At 68.4% G+C, this 18,900-nt stretch carries 14 protein-coding genes; 6 read left to right on the plus strand and 8 right to left on the minus strand.

Translation table 11 applies throughout. From position 1 onward, the window contains the following. Positions 1–97: 97 nt before the first annotated feature. The gene (locus ACSFCA_RS17740) at positions 98–571 is read left to right on the plus strand and encodes an Lrp/AsnC family transcriptional regulator (protein WP_093055312.1); all 474 of its coding nucleotides are present in this window, start codon (positions 98–100) and stop codon (positions 569–571) included. A 19-nt stretch (positions 572–590) separates the two neighbouring features. Here ACSFCA_RS17740 and ACSFCA_RS17745 read toward each other — a convergent pair whose 3' ends face one another. Both ACSFCA_RS17745 and mltA read right to left on the minus strand, forming a co-directional pair. Then, positions 591–2,837 carry a PhoX family protein gene (locus tag ACSFCA_RS17745; RefSeq protein ID WP_435460350.1) on the minus strand — a complete coding sequence of 749 codons (2,247 nt, stop codon included), beginning with the start codon at positions 2,835–2,837 and terminating at the stop codon, positions 591–593. A gap of 126 nt (positions 2,838–2,963) precedes the next feature. Next, the gene (gene mltA / locus ACSFCA_RS17750; RefSeq protein ID WP_258352233.1) at positions 2,964–4,112 is read right to left on the minus strand and encodes a murein transglycosylase A; all 1,149 of its coding nucleotides are present in this window, start codon (positions 4,110–4,112) and stop codon (positions 2,964–2,966) included. On the opposite strand from mltA, the gene ACSFCA_RS17755 reads away from it, so the two are divergent. From ACSFCA_RS17755 to ACSFCA_RS17765, 3 genes are all read left to right on the plus strand, one after another. Then, a complete protein-coding gene (locus ACSFCA_RS17755; protein ID WP_258352232.1) occupies positions 4,111–4,272 on the plus strand; it encodes a hypothetical protein in 162 nt (53 codons plus the stop codon). The two genes, mltA and ACSFCA_RS17755, sit on opposite strands and share 2 nt — an antisense overlap. Before the next feature lie 196 nt (positions 4,273–4,468). Next, on the plus strand, positions 4,469–5,128 hold the full coding sequence (locus ACSFCA_RS17760) for a YiaD family glycine zipper/OmpA-like lipoprotein (protein WP_258352231.1): 660 nt from the start codon (positions 4,469–4,471) through the stop codon (positions 5,126–5,128). A gap of 84 nt (positions 5,129–5,212) precedes the next feature. Next, positions 5,213–5,776 carry an OmpA family protein gene (locus ACSFCA_RS17765; RefSeq protein WP_475541948.1) on the plus strand — a complete coding sequence of 188 codons (564 nt, stop codon included), beginning with the start codon at positions 5,213–5,215 and terminating at the stop codon, positions 5,774–5,776. A gap of 4 nt (positions 5,777–5,780) precedes the next feature. Here the strand turns inward: ACSFCA_RS17765 and ACSFCA_RS17770 are convergent, their stop codons facing one another. From ACSFCA_RS17770 to ACSFCA_RS17785, 4 genes are read right to left on the minus strand one after another with little or no spacing between them, the layout of a single operon-like run. Beyond that, positions 5,781–6,407, minus strand: a complete 627-nt coding sequence (locus tag ACSFCA_RS17770) for a response regulator transcription factor (protein WP_258352229.1) — start codon at positions 6,405–6,407, stop codon at positions 5,781–5,783. Positions 6,408–6,451: 44 nt separating this feature from the next. Then, entirely contained in the window at positions 6,452–8,497 is a 2,046-nt protein-coding gene (locus ACSFCA_RS17775) for an ATP-binding protein (protein WP_258352228.1), read from the minus strand. Between the two features lie 2 nt (positions 8,498–8,499). Beyond that, on the minus strand, positions 8,500–9,315 hold the full coding sequence (locus tag ACSFCA_RS17780) for a carbon-nitrogen hydrolase family protein (protein ID WP_435460349.1): 816 nt from the start codon (positions 9,313–9,315) through the stop codon (positions 8,500–8,502). Beyond that, positions 9,312–13,490 carry a YhdP family protein gene (locus ACSFCA_RS17785; RefSeq protein WP_435460348.1) on the minus strand — a complete coding sequence of 1,393 codons (4,179 nt, stop codon included), beginning with the start codon at positions 13,488–13,490 and terminating at the stop codon, positions 9,312–9,314. The genes ACSFCA_RS17780 and ACSFCA_RS17785 overlap by 4 nt, the downstream gene beginning before the upstream one ends. Positions 13,491–13,515: 25 nt before the next feature. On the opposite strand from ACSFCA_RS17785, the gene glnE reads away from it, so the two are divergent. After that, the gene (glnE, locus tag ACSFCA_RS17790) at positions 13,516–16,311 is read left to right on the plus strand and encodes a bifunctional [glutamate--ammonia ligase]-adenylyl-L-tyrosine phosphorylase/[glutamate--ammonia-ligase] adenylyltransferase (protein WP_435460347.1); all 2,796 of its coding nucleotides are present in this window, start codon (positions 13,516–13,518) and stop codon (positions 16,309–16,311) included. Continuing rightward, positions 16,304–17,407 carry a septal ring lytic transglycosylase RlpA family protein gene (locus ACSFCA_RS17795; protein WP_435460346.1) on the plus strand — a complete coding sequence of 368 codons (1,104 nt, stop codon included), beginning with the start codon at positions 16,304–16,306 and terminating at the stop codon, positions 17,405–17,407. Before glnE ends, ACSFCA_RS17795 begins: the two co-directional genes overlap by 8 nt. A 6-nt stretch (positions 17,408–17,413) precedes the next feature. Here the strand turns inward: ACSFCA_RS17795 and ACSFCA_RS17800 are convergent, their stop codons facing one another. Further along, positions 17,414–17,875: a carboxymuconolactone decarboxylase family protein gene (locus ACSFCA_RS17800; protein ID WP_435460345.1), complete on the minus strand. Its 462-nt coding sequence runs from the start codon at positions 17,873–17,875 to the stop codon at positions 17,414–17,416. A gap of 86 nt (positions 17,876–17,961) precedes the next feature. Next, positions 17,962–18,843 carry an RNA polymerase sigma-70 factor gene (locus ACSFCA_RS17805; RefSeq protein WP_435460344.1) on the minus strand — a complete coding sequence of 294 codons (882 nt, stop codon included), beginning with the start codon at positions 18,841–18,843 and terminating at the stop codon, positions 17,962–17,964. Positions 18,844–18,900: the final 57 nt, after the last annotated feature.

Genomic DNA, 18,900 nt, shown 5'->3' on the forward strand with positions numbered 1-18,900 from the left:
TTTAGGCCGCCTTGCGGAAAATTAGCTACTGGCGCGGGCAATCCCACGCCAGCCTCGCAGCATAAAATTCCGCCACTTCTTGATTTCAAAGCATTTCATGCAACTCGACGCCATCGACCTGCGCATTCTGGACGAGCTGCAGCGTGACGGCGCGCTGTCGAACGTGGAACTGGCGCGGCGCGTGCACCTGTCGCCGTCGCCGTGTCTGGCGCGCGTGAAGGTGCTCGAAGCGAATGGCGTAATCGACCGCTACGTGGCGCTCGTCAGCGCGAAGGCCTTGGGCCTGGGGCTCAACGTGTTCATCTCGATCAGCCTCACGACGCAGAGCAAGCAGTCGCTCGCCGACTTCGAGCAACGCATCGCCGAGCACGACGAGGTGATGGAGTGCTACCTGATGACGGGCGACAGCGACTACCTGATCCGCATCGCGGTGGCCGACATGGCGGCGCTGGAGAAGTTCATCCTGGAACAGCTCACGCCGATTCCGGGGATCGAGAAGATCCGCTCGAGCTTTGCGCTCAAGCAGGTCAGATACAAAACGGCGCTGCCGTTGCCAGCAGCGCCGTTGTAGGAACGCTCGAAAAGATCGATCAGAGACCGATCAGGCCGCCGTCGTCCTTCGTGATGACCACGGTCGCCGAGCGCGGGCGGGCGGTGCCGCCCTGCGGCCAGTGGCTGAGGAACTTCGTCGGATCGCTGATGTTGGCCTTGGCCGTGTTCTCACCCGGGTGCTGGATGTTCACGAACAGCGCACGGCCGTCGCCCGATTCGGCAATGCCGGTGATTTCGCAATCCACCGGGCCAACGAGGAAGCGGCGCAGGCCGTCGGTGCCCGGAGCCTTGCCGACGAAGGTGGCCTGCGTGGCGGTGGTGCTGCCATCGACGTTGGTGATGGTCTTCGCAGCGCCGTCGCCGACCTTGCCCGGCAGGGCGCCGAGCAGCATGCAGTTGGTCACGTCGGTGTACTTGCCGTCGTCGGTCTCGATCCACAGCAGGCCGGGCGCGGCTTGGCTGAACCACATGCCGTCAGGGCTGGAGAAGTCGTTGTCGGCGCCAAGGGCGGACAGGTTCACGTCGGCCGACGCGGTCGAGCGCGCGCCGAACAGGTACACGTCCCACTTGAAGGTGACTGCAGCGGGGTCGCCACCGGCATCCGCGAAACGGATGATGTGGCCGTTCGGGTTGCCCTTCTGATCGACGCCGTTCTTCGGGTCGTTGTACGAACGCGGGTTGGCCGCGTCGGTGCCAGTGACCGGACGTGCCGAGTTGTTGGTGAGGGTGAGGTACACCTCGCCGTTCTTCGGGTTGACGGCCGTCCATTCCGGGCGGTCCATCTTCGTGGCGCCGGCCGCATCGGCTGCGTGGCGCACGTTGATCACGACATCAGCCGCATCGGCGAATGCATAGCCGGCGTAGCCCGAGGTGATGTTGTTGACACCGAGCTTCAGTTCGAGCCAGTCGCCCGCGCCGTCGGCCTTGAATTTGGCGACGTAGAGCTTGCCGTCGTCCATGTACTTGTCACCGGCAGCAATGCCGCCGCCGATGTCGGCCGCGTCCCATTTCTTGGTGGACACGAACTTGTAGAGGTACTCGTTCTGCGAGTCGTCACCCATGTACCAGACGAGGGGCTTGCCGACCACGACCGGGCCGAGGCAGGCGCCTTCATGGCCGAAGCGGCCGAGCGCGGTGCGCTTCTTAGGCGTGCTCGTGGGAGCGAACGGATCGATCTCGACCACCCAGCCGTAGGTGTTGGAGCCGTTGCGGAAGTCGTCGGTCGCGGTGCCGCCAACGACGACGACTTCGGTGTTCCAGCGGCCATACAGGTTGTCGGTGGTGTCGGGCGTGACGGTGGCCCAGAGCTCGCGGCCGGTGCCTGCGACGCCGTAGCGGCTGAAGGAAGCCTTTTCCTTGTCGCTGCGGTTGACGTTGTCGTTGGCAGTGATGCGGCGGAAGTAGCCGGCCCAGTTCTCTTCGCAGGTCAGGTACGTGCCCCACGGCGTGGTGCCGTTGGCGCAGTTGTTGAGCGTGCCGCGGGTCTTGCTGCCGTCGGTTGAGTACTTGGTCTTCAGGTAGTCAGTCTTGGCGGCCGGGCCCGAGAAGGCCATCTCGGTCAGCGTGTGGACACGGCGGTTGAGGCTCGAATCCTTCTTGTAGCTCCAGGTGCTGCCGCTCTTGTTGACCTCGATCGCGCTCACGCCGTGCAGGTAGAACTCGCGCAGCACTTCGTCGGCGACGGTACGCACGGCTGCATTGCCGGTGCCGGTGATGGTCTGGCCGGTGGGGTGCAGGAACAGCGGCGTGATGGCCTCGTGGTTCATCACGAGCATGCCGCGCGAGGCGTTGACGGCGTCCCACTTGTTCGACGCGTTCATGCCGAAGAAGGTCATGCCGTCGTGGTGGTCGCCGGCGCGGCGGTCGTAGGTGGTGGCGTCGTCGGTGCCGTCGTTCTTGTAGTCAGCGACACCCGAGGCGATCGGGTCGCCCAGGCGGTACAGCACGCTGGCGGTGTAGCCGGCGGGCACGGTCACGACGTCGGCGAGGCTCTTTGCGACGGCATTGAAGCCGAGCTTCATCGGAGCGGGGGAAGGAGCGGGCGACGGCGCGGGAGGCGCGGGGGCCGGAGCCGGGGGCAGGACCGGGAAGCTGGTGCCACCGCCACCACCACCGCCGCATGCCTGGAGCAGCGCGGTACCGGCAGTGCCAACGCCCAGGCCGAACAGATGGCGGCGGCTCAGGCGCGAGGCGATCAGGTCGGTGAACGAGGGGTTCGACGTGGGGTTCGTGCCGATGTCGTCGAGGTCCACCGAGAGATCGTCGGTGCGGGTATTTGCGGTCATGCGCAATGTCTTTCTTCGTGGGTTGGGGGAGAAACCAGCCCGCGAAGTTAGGCACTTCGTATGACGACCCGATGAAACGCTCAGCTTCCCGTCAGGTTGATTTGATCCACCTGACGGCCTCCCACATTACGGCGCAGGCAGTTGCCGTGGCCACAGTGCCCACAGGCGCAGCGGCTGGTTCATGCTCGCCGCAAGCCTGCCCGCATCGGCGCCGGTGCCCGCGAAGTAGTCGGCGCGCACGGCGCCGAGGATGGCGCTGCCGGTGTCCTGCGCCACCACCAGTTTCTGCAGTTGCGCCGCCGGTCCGTTGGACGCCAGCCACACCGGGGTGCCGTACGGGATGCTCTCGCGGTCGACCGCGATGGAGCGGCCAGCCGTGAGCGGCACGCCCTGGGCGCCGCGCGGGCCGAAGGCGGCGTCGACCTCGCTCATCGTCTCTTCGCGGAAGAACACGTAGCGCGGGTTGCTCCACATCAGCTGCGTCACGCGCTGCGGGTTCTGCGCGGCCCAGGCTTTTGTGTCGTCGGGCCACTTGCCGATTTTGCTCACGCCCTGGCTCATCAGCCATTGCTGCACGCTGCGGTAGGGCTGCTCGTTGGTGGCAGAAAAGGCCACGCGCACGGTGTGCTGGTAGCCGTTGGCCTCGGTGATGCGCAAGCGCCCGGAGCCCTGGATGTGCAGCATCAGCGCGTCGATGGGGTCGGCCATCCATGCGATCTCACGGCCACGCAGCGCGGCCTGGGCTTCGGGCAGGGTCTCGATCTCCTGGCGCGTGTACCAGGGGCGGCGCGGCACCAGGCCGTCGGGGGCCTGGTAGATCGGCACGTTGAAGGTGGCGCTGGGCACGCGCGAGGCCTCGTACACCGGCTCGTAGTAGCTGGTGAGCTTGCCTTCGGTCTGGCCATTGAGCGCCTCGATGCGGTAGGGCTGCAGCCGGTCGGTCATCCACTGGCGCTGCTCTTCGGGGGTGGCAATGGTCAGCTGGCGCACGTCGCGGCACAGCGGCGCGAAGGCGGCGTTGGGACGCGAGCAATTCGCCAGCAGCGCAATCCACGCTTCGTGCAGCGGGTCTTCGCCGAAGCCGGGCAGTTCGCCCCACCCGACCGGCACCCAGCGGCTCTTGGGGTGCGCGAGCGAGCCGGTGAGCGGACCGAGGTCGCGCGGCTGGGTGGCGGGGGGGCGGGTGGGGGCCTCGGGCGCGCGCGGGCCGGTGGAACAGGCGGCGAGCGTTGCTACGATCACAAGCCCGACCAGCCACTGGAGTCCATTTCTCATGGGTTTGATTCTGCTTGAAGCCCTCGCCGCGGGACTCGTGTTCATCTTGATCATCTGGTGGACCATGTTTTCCGGCCGCAACAAGGGTGAATTGCATGACGACGACGAGCCCGAAGCCGGCCGCGACGCCACCGATCGGAAGCCGCCGCCGGAAACGTGAATTGCTTGTGCAGTCCCGCGCCGCGCCGCCGTGTCGGACAACTACCCCATCGCTATTACTTTAGTAGCAATCATCGTAGCATTCATGCGCTATGGCGAAACTTTTCTTATTTTCCGTGGGGCTTTGAACCCGTACCATCGCGTACGCCCGGAAGCTAAGCTGTGGCCCGCCTGATTCAACCTAGAAAGGGATCGCCATGAAAAAGTTTGTACTCGCCACCACTGCCACAGCGCTCATCCTGTCCGGCTGCGCCGGCGGCATGACCGACACGCAGCGCAACACCGGCATCGGCGCCGGCATCGGCGCACTCGGCGGCGCCGCCATCGGCTCGGCCACGGGCGGCAACCGCGGTGCCATCGGTACGGGTGCGGTGCTCGGCGCGGCAGCCGGCGCGCTCGGCGGCTACCTGTGGTCGCAGCGCATGGAAAACCAGAAGCGCCAGATGGAAGCCGCCACGCAGGGCACCGGCATCGCCGTGACGCAGACGCCGAACAACGAGCTGAAGCTGCAGATCCCGAGCGACGTGTCCTTCGACGTGGGCCGCGCCAACATCAAGTCGAATTTCGCGCCGGTGCTCGACCAGTTCGCGAACGGCCTGCGCAACAACCCGAACGCCGAGGTGCGCATCATCGGCCACACCGACAGCACCGGCTCCGACGCCATCAACAACCCGCTGTCGGTCGAGCGTGCCACCAGCACGCGCGACTACCTGGTGGCGCGCGGCGTGAACGCAGCAGCCTTCCGCATCGAGGGCCGCGGCTCGCGCGAACCGATTGCCGACAACAACAGCGATGGGGGCCGGGCACAGAACCGCCGCGTCGAAATCTACGTGGGCGAGCGCGCGCCGCAGGGCTGAGCGTTCACCACCCCGGGAAACCGGCCGCGCTGAAAGGCCGGTTCCCACCACTACCGTTCCATTGGTCCATAGAGAGGGAAATTCATGAGGAAGTTTGTTGTTGCTAGTGCGGCTGCGGCCGCTTTGCTTTTTATTGCGGGCTGCGCTTCGCAGTCGCCGCCGCCGGCAGCCGCCGCTCCGGCTGCTGCCCCGGCTGCGCCAGCCAACAGCTGGACGGCTCGCTTGGCCGCACTGAAGACCGACCTCGAAGCCTCGACCAAGGGCACGGGCGTGGTGATCGAGCAGACCGCCGACAACCAGCTGCACGTGGTGATCCCGAACGAGCTGTCGTTCGACACCGGCCGCGCCAACGTCAAGCGCAACCTGGCACAGGTGCTCGACAAGGTCGCCGAAGGCCTGAAGAACGCCACCGCCGCCAGCGTGCGCGTGGTCGGCCATACCGACAACACGGGCAGCGAAGAAGGCAACGAACGCCTCTCGGTGAGCCGCGCTGACAGCGTGCGCAACCACCTGGTGGGCCGCGGCGTGTCGACCACGGTCATCACCACCGACGGCCGCGGCTCGCGCGAGCCTCTGGCCGACAACGGCACGGCAGCAGGCCGTGCCCAGAACCGCCGCGTCGAAATCTTCGTCGCGGAAAAGGCCTGATCTTCTAGAGATCCCGAAGTCGGTTGGCCAGCTCCACCGCCGACTTCACTTCCATCTTGTCGAACACGCGCGCGCGGTGGACTTCCACCGTGCGCACGCTGATCGCTAGCTGGTCGGCGATGAGCTTGTTGGGCAGGCCCTCGATCACCAGCCGCATCACGTCGCGCTCGCGGTCGGTCAGCTCGCCGATGCGCTCAGCCAGCCCGCGCCGCACGCGCTGCACTTCCAGCGCCTGCAGCGACGCATTCAACGCATGCTCGATGCGGTCGACCAGCGCGTTGTCCGAGAACGGCTTCTCGCAGAAATCGAAGGCACCGCGCTTGACCGCATCGACGGCCGTCGGCACGTCGGCATGGCCCGTGAGAAAGATCACCGGCATCGCAGGCAGCAGGCCGCGCTCGGCCAGCCGGTCGAACAGCACCAGTCCGCTGGTGCCGGGCATGCGCACGTCGAGCAGCAGACACAGCGGTTGCTCGGGCAGCGGGCCCTGGTCGAGAAACTGCTCGAAGGCCTCGGCACTTGCGAAGTGCTCGCTGGCCAGGCGCCGCGAACGCAGCAGCCAGGCCAGTGCCTCGCGCACGCTGGCGTCGTCGTCCACGATAAAGATCAAGCCATCGATCAGCGGTTGCATGCGGTGAGATCCAGCAGAAGATTGTTTGATTGTTGAAAGCGCCGTCAGCCCGCGGCCGGCAGCGTGAATCTGAACACGGTGCCGCGCGGCTTGTTCGGCTCGAACACCAGCGCCCCGCCATGTTGCTCCACCACCGTGCGGCACAGGCTGAGGCCGAGCCCCATGCCATCGGCGCGTGTGGTGAAGAAGGGCGTAAAGAGCCGTTCGGCAACTTCCTCGCTGATGCCGCTGCCCAGGTCTGCCACCGAGAACTCGAGCCAGCGCCGGCCGTCTTCCTGCACCGCGGCGCCCATCGCGTTGGCGCGCGCCACGCGCAGCCGCAGCACGCGGCTGCCGACATTGTCGGGGCCGTCCATGGCCTGCATCGCATTGCGCGCAAGGTTCAGCAGCACCTGCTCGACCAGCGTGCGGTCGCACATGGCCGCAGGCAGGCGGTCTTCCAGCACCACCTCGATGATCACGCCGAGCTTGCGTGCCTGCAGCCGCACCAGCGGCAGCACCGCGTCGATCAGCGCCTGCGGCGCCACGGCCTCGCGCGTGCGGTCACGTCGGCGCACGAAGTCGTGCACGCTACGGATGACCTGGCCCGCGCGGTCGGCCTGCTCGGCGATGCGCCTCACCGCCATCGCCACCTCGCCCTGATCGCCCTTGGCGTGCGGCCCGAGCAGGTTGAGCGAACCGCTCGCATAGCTGGCTATGGCGGCCAGCGGCTGTGTGAGCTCGTGGCTCAGCAGCGAGGCCATCTCGCCCACCGTGGCAAGCCGCGCGCTGGCCTGCAGGCGCTCCTGGCTGGCGCGCGAAAGCTCTTCGATGCGGCGCTGCTCGCTCACGTCGATGAACGCGCTCATCCAGCCGGTCTGCACCTTGTGTGCGTTGATCAGCGGCGCCTCGAAGATCAGCACCGGAAAGCGCGTGCCGTCCTTGCGCATGAAGACCGACTCGAAGCCTTCGCGCGGCGGCATGCCGCCCGCAAGGCGTCGCGCCTGCCGCTGCTGGTATTCGTGGGCCAGTTCGGTGGGCCAATAGGGGGCATCGGCGTTGTCCGCCATGAGCTCTTCGGGGCTGAAGCCGACCATCTCGCAGAAGGCTGGGTTCACATAGGTGATGCGGCCCTGCAGGTCGCGCGCACGCAGGCCTGTGATGACCGAGTCTTCCATCGCCTTGCGAAAGGCGAGCGCGTCGGCCAGGTCGCGCTCGGCGCGCAGGCGGCGGCGCGTGTCGCGCGCGAGCAGCACCAGCACCGACACCAGTGCGATGGAGATCGCCGTGACCAGCGCCGTGAGCATGTTCGGAAACAGGTCGGGCGCGGCGCGCCAGCCGTCGACGCGCAGCATCAGCGCGGTGCCCGGCAGGTCGATGAGCTGCTGCGAGGTGAACACGCGCGTGCCGGTGCGCCGCGAGGTGCCGAGCGCCACCAGCCGCGTACCGTCGGCCTCGGTGAAGGCCACTTCCTGGCCGCGCGTGAGCGTGGGGCCGACCAGTTCGATCAGTGCGTCGCGCAGCGAGTAGCTGGCCACGAGATAGCCCCCGGCATCGATGGGCACGCACAGCTCCATCACCTCGATGCCGCCACCACCGGCAATCGGCACGTAGTGGCTCGGCGAGTACGCCGGCGCGCCGAGCTTGCGCGCGGCGGCGCAGGCCAGCGTCACGTCGGACTGCTCGGCCCCGCGGCTTTCCTCGTCGAGGATGCGCATGCGATAGGGCGTGTTGACGGCCTGCTGCGGGCGCAGCGCGGCGTCGCGCCATTCGAGCCGCAGCCATTCGCGGTGCTCGCGCAGCAGCGCGGCCGCCACATCGGACCATTGCGCGCGGTCGACACCCGGTGCCTGCGTGGCGCGCAGGCTCTGCGCATTGCGCTGGAAGCCGCTGCGCAGGTCGGAGACCGCATCGGCGGTGTCGCGGTCGAGCGCCGCCTGCACCTGCTCGACCTCATGCCGCCCCGCGAGCCACACCACCGTGACCAGCAGCACCGACACCAGCACCGCGAGCAGCAGCCACAAGAACCAGCGCTGCCACAGCGAGCGCAGCCGCGCGTACGCCAGCAGCGCCCACCGCTGCGGTGCGACGGTCAGCAGCGCATCGGACATTGCTAGAGAACGCAGTGCGAGAGCACGGGCAGTTGGGTTCGCGTGCGCTCGACCTGTGTGGCATCGATGTCGAACAGCACCACGCCCTCTTCGCTGGCCTGCTGCGCCACCACCGTGCCCCAGGGGTCGATCACCAGCGACTGGCCCCAGGTGTGGCGGCCGTTCTCATGCGTGCCACCCTGCGCGGGCGCGACCACCCAGGCCAGGTTCTCGATGGCGCGGGCGCGCAGCAGCACCTCCCAGTGCGCCGCGCCGGTAGTGCGCGTGAAGGCGCTGGGCACCAGCAGCAGGTCGGCGCCCTGCTTGGCGAGCGCGCGGTACAGCTCGGGAAAGCGCAGGTCGTAGCACACGCTCATGCCCACGCGCCAGCTATGGCCGTCGCGCGAGGGCAGGTCGAACACCACGGGCTCCTTGCCCGGCGCGATGACGCGGCGCTCGTCGTAGCGCTCGGTGCCGTTGTCGAAGAAGAAGAGATGGATCTTGTCGTAGCGCGCCACGCACCGACCTTCGGGCGAGAAGGCCAACGAGCTGTTGAACACGTGCTCGGCATCGGTGCTCTCGATGGGCAGCGTGCCGCCGACGATCCACAGGCCGAACTCGCGCGCCGCGTCGGCCAGGAAGCCCTGCACCGCGCCCGCGCCGGCGGTCTCGCGAAGGCCGAGCTTGTCAGTGTCTCGCGCGCCCATCATGCAGAAGTACTCGGGCAGCACGGCAAGTTCGGCGCCGGCCGCGGCCGCCTGCGCGAGCAGGTCATGGGCGCGCGCCAGATTGGCTTCACGGGCGATGGCCGACACCATCTGGATGGCTGCGACTTTCATTGCTTGGTCTCCGTTTTCTTGCCTTCGTCTGCGGCCGAGGAGCTCGGCAGGCCAGGGATGGTTGGAATGCTCTGGGGCAACAGCTGCAGAGTACGCGGCACCTTCGCTATTTTGGGGTCGGCCCACGTGCCCTCGACGTGGAACTCCTGCGTGGCCGCCGCCGCGAGCGGCTTGCTCAGCACCCATTGGGCCAGGAATGTGCCCAGGCCGATGGCGGGGTTGATGGCGGTGGCCACGAGCGCGGCCGTGCCAGCATTGATCTCGGGCACCACCACCACGCGCAGGTTCTGCGTCTCGCGCACGATATCGGCCGAGCCGTCCATCAGCGCGGCGGCGTTGACGCCCTTCATCTGTAGGTTGTTGGTGCTGGCGATGCCCTTGTTGATCTTCGCGTCGCCGCGGATGAAGTCGAAGGCGAAGCCCTGGCTGAAGACATCGCGAAAGTCGAGCGTGAGCCGCCTCGGCAGCGCCTGCAGGCTCAGCACGCCGAGCAGCTTGGCCAGGCCCGGGTCGGCCTTGAGGAACTGGCCTTGTTCCACGTCGACCTGCAGTTGCCCGCCCAGGCTTGGGTAGTCGAGCGAGAACGGCGAGCCGCGCCAGTTGACGTCGCCTTCGAGCCGCCCGCGGCCGCGCGCCAGCACGCCCGGCATGCCGAAGCGCGTGAGCAGTTCGCCGGCGTCGGCGATCTCGAGCTTGAAGGTCATGGCGGTGCGGCGCTGGCCGGCCGCGGCGCCGGGCACCGCGGCCCAGCTGCCCTTGGCCGCGAAGCTGGCCTCGGGCATGGTGAAGACCAGCTTGTTGAGCGCCCATTCGCGGCCCGCACCGCCACGGTTGACGGCGTCGATCTCGGCGCGGCCGAGGCGCTTGCCGAGCAGCTCGAAGTCGTCGATCACGATGTCCAGGGCCGGCAGGGTGCCGGGCTGCTCGTCGAGCAGGGCCTCGACCTGCGTGGCCTCGGCCGGCGCGATCTTCAGCCGCGCGAGCCGCGCATAGAGCCGCCCGGCCTGCGTGTGGCGGTATTCGGCATAGCCGCTGAGTTCGGTGGCGTCGATGTTGGCTCGCCAGACGGCGCCTTCGCGCGTGCCGCCGAGCACCACGTTGTGCAGCGTGCGGCCTGCAATGCCGAGCTGCTGCGCGCGCACCGCGATGCGCGTGGGCAGGTAGGCCTGCGACGGATCGTCGGCCCGCTCCGCGGCCTCGGTGCCGGTGCTGGCGGCGTCGCCGATCAGCGCCTGCCATGCGGCCATGTCGAGCTTGGCGACGTTGATATTCGCGAACACGCCCTTGTCGGGCAGGCTGGCCGTCTCGCCCTGCGCAAGGCCAACGCCGATGCTGCCGCGCTGCACGCGCGCCTCGTTGCCGACGAGATCGCGCACGTACTGGACGGCGCCGACGCGGCCGAGGTCGAGCGAGAGCTGGTCCTGCGTGGCAACGCTCGTGCCCTGGCGGGTTTCGCGCGCGAGCACCTTCTTCTCGATGCGCAGCGGCATCTGCTCTTCGGCCGTCTTCACGAGCGGCGGCGGCAGTTGCAGCGCCAGGCCCTGCAGGCTGCTGGTGAGCGAGAACTCGGGTGTGCCGTCGCGCACCGAGAAGGTGGCCGCGTAGGGCGTGCTGCCGGTCGAGTTCTTCGCGAGGCGGGCGAGCCAGTCGATCTCGCGCGCGCCGCGCAGGCCCTCGGCGGTGGCCGTGCCCTGCGCCTTCAGGGCGACTTCTCGGTTGGGACCGCTGAAGCGGCCCCGGCCTTCGACGCGGATGTCGCCGCCCAGCAGCCTGGCCTGCACGCCGGCCAGCGAGAAGCCGGTTTCGGTGAAGCTGACCGTGCCCTTGGCCTGCGTGAACGAAGGCGCCTCGGGCACGACCTGCAGCTCGTTGTCGGCCAGCACGACCGTGGCCTGCACCTTGGCGTTCTCCATGGCCGCAAGGGGCAGTTCGAGGTGCAGCTTGTAGTCGGCCGAGCCGGTGGCGCGCGCGGTGCGCATGATCTCGCCGGTTTCGCCTGCCAGCGGTGCACCCGCGCGCAGCACCTCGCCGAGCGGGCCCTTGGCCTGCACGTCGACGCGCAGCACTTGCGCGTGGTGCGACAGCTCGGGGATCTGCGCTTCGCCCTTGGTCACCTCGACGCCGGTGGCGCCGACCAGGCGACCGCGCGCGTTGCGCACCAGCATGCTGTCGCGCTCGAACACCAGTTCACCCGAAAGGCCGGTGAGCGGCGGCCACACCGGGGCGGGCACGCCGTTGCGCGGCGGCGCTGCGATGGACGGCGGCGCGTAGGCGTAGTTGACGTCCGCCACCTTGGCAACGATGCGGAAATCGCCCTGCTTCGGGTCCTTGAACGGCATGTCGTGCAGGTCGCCGCGCACGCGGAAGTCGACGCTGCTGGCAACGCCCTTGGTGACGGCTTCGCGCACGTAGTCGCGCGTGTGCTGGGGGATGTCGAGCGGCAGGTAGCGGAACACGCGCGTGCCGTCGGCGCGGGTCAGCTTGCCCTGCAGGTCGAGCACGCCGGGAAAGCGGGCCTTGCTGCTCGATGTGGCCGGGTCGCTGGTGCGCCAGCTGGCCTGGGCGTCGCCCTCGGCGTCGGCGTTGGCGAAGCTCAGCTTGGACATCTGCAGCTGCGCGTTGCCGTTGTCGAGCTTCCATTGCAGCTGCGTCGAGAGCCGGTCGATGGGAATGACCGGCTCCTCGAACACGCCCGGGAATTCGAGCGTGCCCTTTGCAATGGCGAGCGTGGCGGTGCCGCCGGTGTGGGTGGCGTCGAAGTCGATCGTGGCGCCGCTCAGGCCGGGGGTGCCGGCGTGGACCCTGGGCGGGGTGGCCGCAGCAGCAGTGGTCGCCGATGGTGCCGAAGCCGCCGCCGCGGGCGGGCCCGCCGCCTCATCCGCCGCGCCGGGCTGCGAGGCAATGCGCAGGCCGCTGACGCGGCCCTTTGCCTGGTAGCGGCTGGGCGCACCCAGCGAGCCCTGCCAGTTCAGGTCGACGTGCTCGACGAGGCCGCGCGGCGCATAGGCGTCGAGCACGCGGTGCGTAGCGTCGCCCAGCGGCAGCCGGTCTGCGATGAGGGCGAGCGCGGCCAGGTCGAGGCGGTCGGCGCGCAGCGCGCCGTGCTCGGGCGTGCGGCCCCTGTTCGGCGTGTGCTGCAGCCACAGGTTGCCGCCGGGCCAGCGCAGGCCGTCGCTGGTGTCGAACTGCAGCGCGGTGGTCGAGAACTCGAGCGTTTCCTCGGAGAGCCGCCCCGCGAGACGACCGGTGACGGCGTTCAGCACCAGCGGCGGCAGGCCCTTGTCGAGCGAGACGTCGACCTTGTCGAGCCCCAGGTCGATCGCGCCGCCAACGACCTGGCCGTCGTCGACGTCGGCCCACAAGCGCAGCGCGCCGTTGCCCTGGCGGATGCGGGCGTCGAGCGAGACGTACTGGCCGAGCCGGGTGACGTCGATGTAGGGCAAGTCGGCATAGAGCTGGCCGTCCCAGGTCTGCCAGTGGCCGCTGCGCATGGACAGCAGCGGCTGGCGGAACTGGCCGCGCAGGGTGAAGCGCTGGCCCCAGCCGGCCGGCGGCGTGGCGTCGAGCCGCAGGCTATGGCGCCGGGCGCTGTTGCGCGCGACGAAGCGCACGTCGGTCAGCAGCAGGGGTTCGGCCTGGCGCTGCTCGTCGGTCCAGCGCACGGTGCCGCCTTCGATGACCAGCTCGCGCTGGGCGAAAAACCAGTCGGCACCGCGGGTCTCTCCGGTCGTATCGGTCGCCATGTGCAATCCAGCCACATGGAGTTTTCCCTGAGTGTCGCGGCGCACGTCGAGCTCCGGGCCCTCCACGTAGAGCTGCTCGAAGTTGAGCCGCCAAAGCGAGCGCGGCGACACGCTGGCCACCACGCGCACGAGGCGCAGCGCCTCTCGCTTGTCTGCATCCTGGAGCACCACGTCGCGCAATTCGAAGGCCGGGAAAAGCCCTTCGGAGCGGGCGGTGATCGATCCGATGCGTACCGGCACGCCGATGGCCTTGCTAGCCTGTGCCTCCAGTGCGCCGCGAAAATCGCCGATTCGCGGCACAATCCACGCGTGTAGGACAACGACTGACAGCGCCAGCAGAAGCCATGCAGCGATCAACAGACCCAGCAGCCAGCGCGCCGTCACAGCGGTGATTTTGAGCAGACGTGAAGGGGTAGACGCCGTGTCGTTCATTGAGGATCGCGCTGTGTCGGGAATTATGACCGCCAGCATTCAGAGGGGTTCCACGGAAACCAGCATCAGTGTGAACCAGTTGCCAGCCACTTCAACGCGCAGCGCGCTCTCTTCTTACTCACGCTTCGTGCAGCGCCTGCGTCGCAGGTATGCGGCCGAGCTTTCATTGCTTCCCCTTGGTGCGCCGCGGCGCGAGTCGATGACGGTGGCTTACGAGGCATTGCGCCAGCGTGGGGACAGCGTTGGCGATGCACTGCGAATTGTGCGGCAGCTCGTGATGGAGCGGCTTGTAACGCTTGATTGCGACGAGCAGGCGCCGCTGGCCGTGGTGACCACCGCCGTCACCGAGCTGGCCGAATTGGCACTCGATATTGCGTGCCAGGACGCATGCCACGAACTCGACGCAGTGCACGGCGCCCCGCTCGGGCCCGAGGGCCAGCGCGCGCAGCTGTGGATCGTGGGCATGGGCAAGCTGGGTGCGCGCGAGCTCAACGTGTCGAGCGACATCGACCTGATCTACCTCTACGACGTGGACGGCGAGACCAAGGGCGACGCCGACGGGCGCGGCCGGCTGGCCAACCAGGAGTACTTCTCGCGCGCCGTGAAGCGCATCTATGCGCTGGTGGGTGATACCACCGAGCACGGCTTCGTGTTCCGCGTCGACCTGGCTCTGCGGCCCAACGGCAACTCGGGCCCGAGCGTGGTCTCGCTCGATGCGCTCGAAGAGTATTTCCAGGTGCAGGGCCGCGAATGGGAGCGCTTCGCCTGGATGAAGAGCCGGGTGGTGGCACCGCGAGACATCGTGCTCGCGGGTCAGGCCCAGGGGCTGCGCGGCGCGGTGCTCCCTTTTGTGTTCCGTCGCTATCTCGACTACAGCGTGTTCGATTCGCTGCGCGTGCTGCACCGGCAGATCCGCGAGCAGTCGGCGCGCCGCAGCGCCGGGCGGCCCGAGCGCGCGAACGACGTGAAGCTGTCGCGCGGCGGCATCCGCGAGATCGAGTTCACCGTGCAGCTGCTGCAGGTGGTGCGCGGCGGCCAGTTCCCTGAACTGCGCACGCGGCCCACGCTCGATGCGCTGCAACGCCTGGCGCGCGCCAACCTCATGCCGCAGGAAACGGCCGATGCGCTGGCCGCGGCCTATAAGTTCCTGCGCCGCGTCGAGCACCGCATTCAATACCTCGACGACCAGCAGACCCATGTGCTGCCGGTGTCCGACGACGACCTGCGCTGGATTGCCCAGACCATGGGCTATGCCAACTGCTGCCCCTTCCTCGCGCAGCTCGACACGCATCGCGAGTTCGTCGCGCAGGAGTTCGACAAGCTGCTCGGCGGCGAGAAGCCCTGCAACGGCAAGTGCAGCGGCAAGAAGACCGCCGCGCCCGCCGATTTGGCCGACCTGCTCGACGACCTGCCCCCGGTGTTCGCCGAGCGCATCCGCGACTGGTGCGAACAGCCCCGCGTGCTGGCCCTGCGCGAAGAAACACGCGGGCGGCTGCGCCAGCTGGTGCAGCGCACCGGCCAATGGCTCAAGGAGCCCGACGGCGATGGCGCCGGGCAGACGCCGCGCCACGTCGATGCCGCAATGCGCTGGGCCGACTGGATCGAGCCGCTGATGCGCCGCGAAAGCTATCTCGCGCTGCTGGTCGAACGGCCGGCCGTGCAGGAGCGCTTGCTGCGCCTGCTGGGCGCGGCCAAGTGGCCGGCGCGCTACCTGATGCAGCACCCGGGCGTGATCGACGAGCTGGCGAGCGACGAGATGCTGTCGGGCCGCTTCGTCGCCGCGGAGTTCGAGCGCGAGCTCGAAGCGCGCCATGCATCGCTCACCCGCACCGGCGAGGCCGACGAAGAGCGCCTGCTGAACCTGCTGCGCCACGCGCACCACGCCGAGGTGTTCCGCACGTTGGCGCGCGACGTGGACGGCCGCATCACCGTCGAGCAGGTGGCCGACGACCTGAGCGCGCTGGCCGACACCACGCTGCGCGTGACCGCCCACTGGTGCTGGCCGCATGTGCGCAACCGGCACCGCGAAGTGCCTCAGTTCGCGATCATCGGCTACGGCAAATTGGGAGGAAAAGAGTTGGGCTACGGCAGCGACCTCGACATCGTGTTCGTCTACGACGATGACGACGAACGCGCCGGCGAGGTCTATGCGGCCTACGTGCGCAAGCTCATCAACTGGCTCACGGTGAAGACACGCGAGGGCGACCTGTTCGAGATCGACACTGCCCTGCGGCCCAACGGCAACTCGGGCCTGCTCACCACCAGCTTCGAGGCCTACGAAAAATACCAGCTCGGGCGCGGCAGCAATACCGCATGGACCTGGGAACACCAGGCCATGACGCGTGCGCGCTTCGTGCTGGGCAGCGAAGACCACGGCGCCGAACTGGGCGCGCGCTTCGACCAGGTGCGCGAGGCCGTGCTGGTGTCGCCGCGCGACCGCGAGGCGCTGAAGGCCGAGATCATCGCGATGCGCGAGAAGCTGCGCGGCGCGCGGCCGGTGAAAGCCGACCGCTTCGACGTGAAGCACAGCCCCGGCGGCATGGTCGATGCCGAGTTCGCGGTGCAGTTTCTGGTGCTGTCGTCGTCGGGCGAGCATCCCGAGCTGATTCCGAACGTGGGCAACATCGCGCTGCTGCTGCGCGCCGAACTGGCAGGGCTGCTGCCCGAAGGCGTGGGCCGCAGCGCGGCGCGGGCCTATCGCGAGTTGCGCCGCGTGCAGCATCGCGCACGCCTGAACGAAGAACCGACGCAGGTCACCCCGCCCGCACTGGCCCCTGAGCGCGAGGCCATGCTGGCGCTGTGGAAGGCGGTATTTGGCTGACGGCGCCCGCTCCCCCGCCACCACCGCGCTGGCTGCGTGTGCGGTGGCTGTCGCCGTCCTTCTGGCCGGCTGTGCAAGCGGTCCGCGCAGCGGGGGCGGTGTGGCCAGCGGCCGTGACGGGCCCGGCACCAACATTCCGCCGGACCTCGCCAGCGTGCCCGATGCCGAGCCCCGCATCGAGCCCATCCGCACCAGCGGCGGCACCAGCAAACCTTACACGGTGCTGGGTCGCGGCTATGCACCGCTCACCGACGATCGGCCGTTCCGCGAGTCGGGACTGGCCTCGTGGTATGGCCGCAAGTTCCACGCGGCGTCGACCTCGAGTGGCGAGCCCTACGACATGTACGCCATGACGGCCGCGCACAAGACGCTGCCGCTGCCGAGCTATGTGCGCGTGCGCAACCCGGCCAACGGGCGCGAGGTGATCGTGCGCGTGAACGACCGCGGTCCGTTCGTGGACGGCCGCGTCATCGACCTGAGCTACACGGCCGCGCTCAAGCTCGACCTGCTGCGCGGCGTGGCGCCGGTAGAGATCGAGCGGATCACGAACGAGGACATCCGCACGGGCGCATGGCGGCGGGATTCCGGGACGGCGTATGCAGCGGCTGAAGCACCTGCTCCTGTGCGCGCGGCGCCGGTCGCGACAGTGAATGACGACATGCCGCCACCGGCATCGACGATGCCCGTCGCGCCGCAGACACCGATGGCTGCGGCGCTGCCGCCAGGGGCCGAGCCGGAATCGGCACAGTCGCCGCCTTCCATTCCGCCGACCCGGCAGGCCATCGTGGTGAGCGACTTGGCCCCACTGCAAGCAATGCCCGCGTCACCGCCGCCTGTCGGCGCGGCGCAGCCCCTGGCGTTGCCGGGCTTCTGGGTGCAGCTCGGTGCCTTTCGCGAACGCGACGGTGCACAGAGCCTGCTGAACCAGGCCGCGCGCGGGCTGCCTTCGCTGGCGCCGCAGCTGCATGTGTTCAGCGAAGCCGGCACGCACAGATTGCAGGCCGGGCCTTTCGCCTCGCGCAATGCGGCCGGCGAGGCGGTCGCTCAATTGCGCGAGAGCCTGCGCATCTCGCCGATGGTGGTGGAGCGCAGGTAAGCCCGTTCAGGCCAGTGGCTTGACCGCGACCGGCACGCGCATGCCGACGTTGAGGCGGTTCCAGGTGTTGATCTGCGCGATCGCCACGGTGAGTTCTGCAATTTCCACGTCGCTGAAATTGGCCTTCAGCGCGGCAAATTCGGTTTCGCGTTCGTCATGGTCGTCGGCCAGGCGCGTGAGCGACTCGGCCCAGGCCAGCGCCGCGCGTTCGCGCTCGTTGAAAAAGCTCACCTCGCGCCAGGTGGGCAGGCTGTTGATGCGCTGCCACTCCTCGCCCTGCTTGCGCAGGTCGCGCACGTGCATGTCGAGGCAGTAGGCGCAGCCGTTGATCTGCGAGACGCGGGCAAAGACGAAGTCGACCAGCACCTTGCCGAGCGTGCTCGACTCGATGGTGGTGTTGACGGCGAGGATGGCCTCGAAGGACTTCGGGGCGAGCTTGAACCAGTTCAGGCGTGCGGTGGTGTTCATGGGTTTCTCCAGGTGGGTTGCGATGAAATCTGCTTGCTACCCACTGAAGACGGGCGAACCACGCGCCCTGTGACACGCCGCGCGAACTATTTCGAAGAAAAAAGCTGCGCGATGCGCGCCAGCTTGTCGGGGTTGCGTTGCGCGCGGATGCGCACGATGCGGTCGTTCTCGATCTCGAAGGTCTGGGCCGATTCGAGTTCGCCGTCGAGAAAACGCAGCATGCCCGGCTCGCCGTTGATGTCGACCATTTCCATGCGCACCGCTGGCCCCATGCGGCGCCACAGCGAGTAGTACAGCTGTGCCAGGCGCTGGCTGCCGCGCAGGATCTTGCTGAAGGTCTGCACCTTGCCGCCGCCGTCGCCGATGAGTTCGACGTCCTCGGCCATCAGCGCCTTCAGGTCTTGCAGGCTGCCGCGCGCGGCGGCGTCGGCAAAGGCGCGCAGCAGGCGCTCGTGGGTTTCGCGCGGCACGGTGAAACGCGGACGCCCTTCCTGCACCTGGACCTTGGCGCGATGCACGAGCTGGCGGCAGGCGGCCTCGGTCTTGCCGAGGGTGCGGGCGACTTCGTCGTAGTCGGCATCGAACACTTCGCGCAACAGGAAAGCGGCGCGAGCCTCGGGCGCAAGGCGCTCCAGCACGGCGAGGAAGGCGACGGAGATGTTGTCGGCGCGCTCCAGCAGTTGCTCGGGCGTGTCGGGAGCCTCGGTCAGCATGGGCTCGGGCATCCAGGCGCCGATGTAGTGCTCGCGCTGGACCTTGGCGGCGCGCAGCCGGTCGATCGACAGGCGCGTGACCACGGTCACGAGCCAGGCTTCGGCGCTGTCGAAGGTGTCTTTGGCGGCTTCATGCCAGCGCAGCCAGGCGTCTTGCACGACCTCTTCGGCCTCGGCCATGGAGCCGAGCATCCGGTAGGCGATGCCCTGCAGGCGAGGGCGGTGGCGGTCGAAGGTGAGGGTGGCGTCGTCCATGGGAGCTAGACGGTTGGCGTCCCCGGTTTGTGACACGGGTCCTCCAAAAAAGAACGC

Origin of the sequence: Variovorax multivorans (assembly GCF_051216835.1) — a bacterium.
In the GTDB taxonomy this organism is placed as follows: domain Bacteria; phylum Pseudomonadota; class Gammaproteobacteria; order Burkholderiales; family Burkholderiaceae_C; genus Variovorax.

What these genes read in the sequence shown, in the direction of transcription:
- ACSFCA_RS17740 (WP_093055312.1), top strand. Translation starts at nt 98, where the DNA reads ATGCAACTCGACGCCATCGACCTGCGCATTCTGGACGAGCTGCAGCGT.
- ACSFCA_RS17745 (WP_435460350.1), bottom strand. Translation starts at nt 2,837, where the DNA reads ATGACCGCAAATACCCGCACCGACGATCTCTCGGTGGACCTCGACGAC.
- ACSFCA_RS17755 (WP_258352232.1), top strand. Translation starts at nt 4,111, where the DNA reads ATGGGTTTGATTCTGCTTGAAGCCCTCGCCGCGGGACTCGTGTTCATC.
- mltA (WP_258352233.1), bottom strand. Translation starts at nt 4,112, where the DNA reads ATGAGAAATGGACTCCAGTGGCTGGTCGGGCTTGTGATCGTAGCAACG.
- ACSFCA_RS17760 (WP_258352231.1), top strand. Translation starts at nt 4,469, where the DNA reads ATGAAAAAGTTTGTACTCGCCACCACTGCCACAGCGCTCATCCTGTCC.
- ACSFCA_RS17765 (WP_475541948.1), top strand. Translation starts at nt 5,213, where the DNA reads ATGAGGAAGTTTGTTGTTGCTAGTGCGGCTGCGGCCGCTTTGCTTTTT.
- ACSFCA_RS17770 (WP_258352229.1), bottom strand. Translation starts at nt 6,407, where the DNA reads ATGCAACCGCTGATCGATGGCTTGATCTTTATCGTGGACGACGACGCC.
- ACSFCA_RS17775 (WP_258352228.1), bottom strand. Translation starts at nt 8,497, where the DNA reads ATGTCCGATGCGCTGCTGACCGTCGCACCGCAGCGGTGGGCGCTGCTG.
- ACSFCA_RS17780 (WP_435460349.1), bottom strand. Translation starts at nt 9,315, where the DNA reads ATGAAAGTCGCAGCCATCCAGATGGTGTCGGCCATCGCCCGTGAAGCC.
- ACSFCA_RS17785 (WP_435460348.1), bottom strand. Translation starts at nt 13,490, where the DNA reads ATGAACGACACGGCGTCTACCCCTTCACGTCTGCTCAAAATCACCGCT.
- glnE (WP_435460347.1), top strand. Translation starts at nt 13,516, where the DNA reads ATGACCGCCAGCATTCAGAGGGGTTCCACGGAAACCAGCATCAGTGTG.
- ACSFCA_RS17800 (WP_435460345.1), bottom strand. Translation starts at nt 17,875, where the DNA reads ATGAACACCACCGCACGCCTGAACTGGTTCAAGCTCGCCCCGAAGTCC.
- ACSFCA_RS17805 (WP_435460344.1), bottom strand. Translation starts at nt 18,843, where the DNA reads ATGGACGACGCCACCCTCACCTTCGACCGCCACCGCCCTCGCCTGCAG.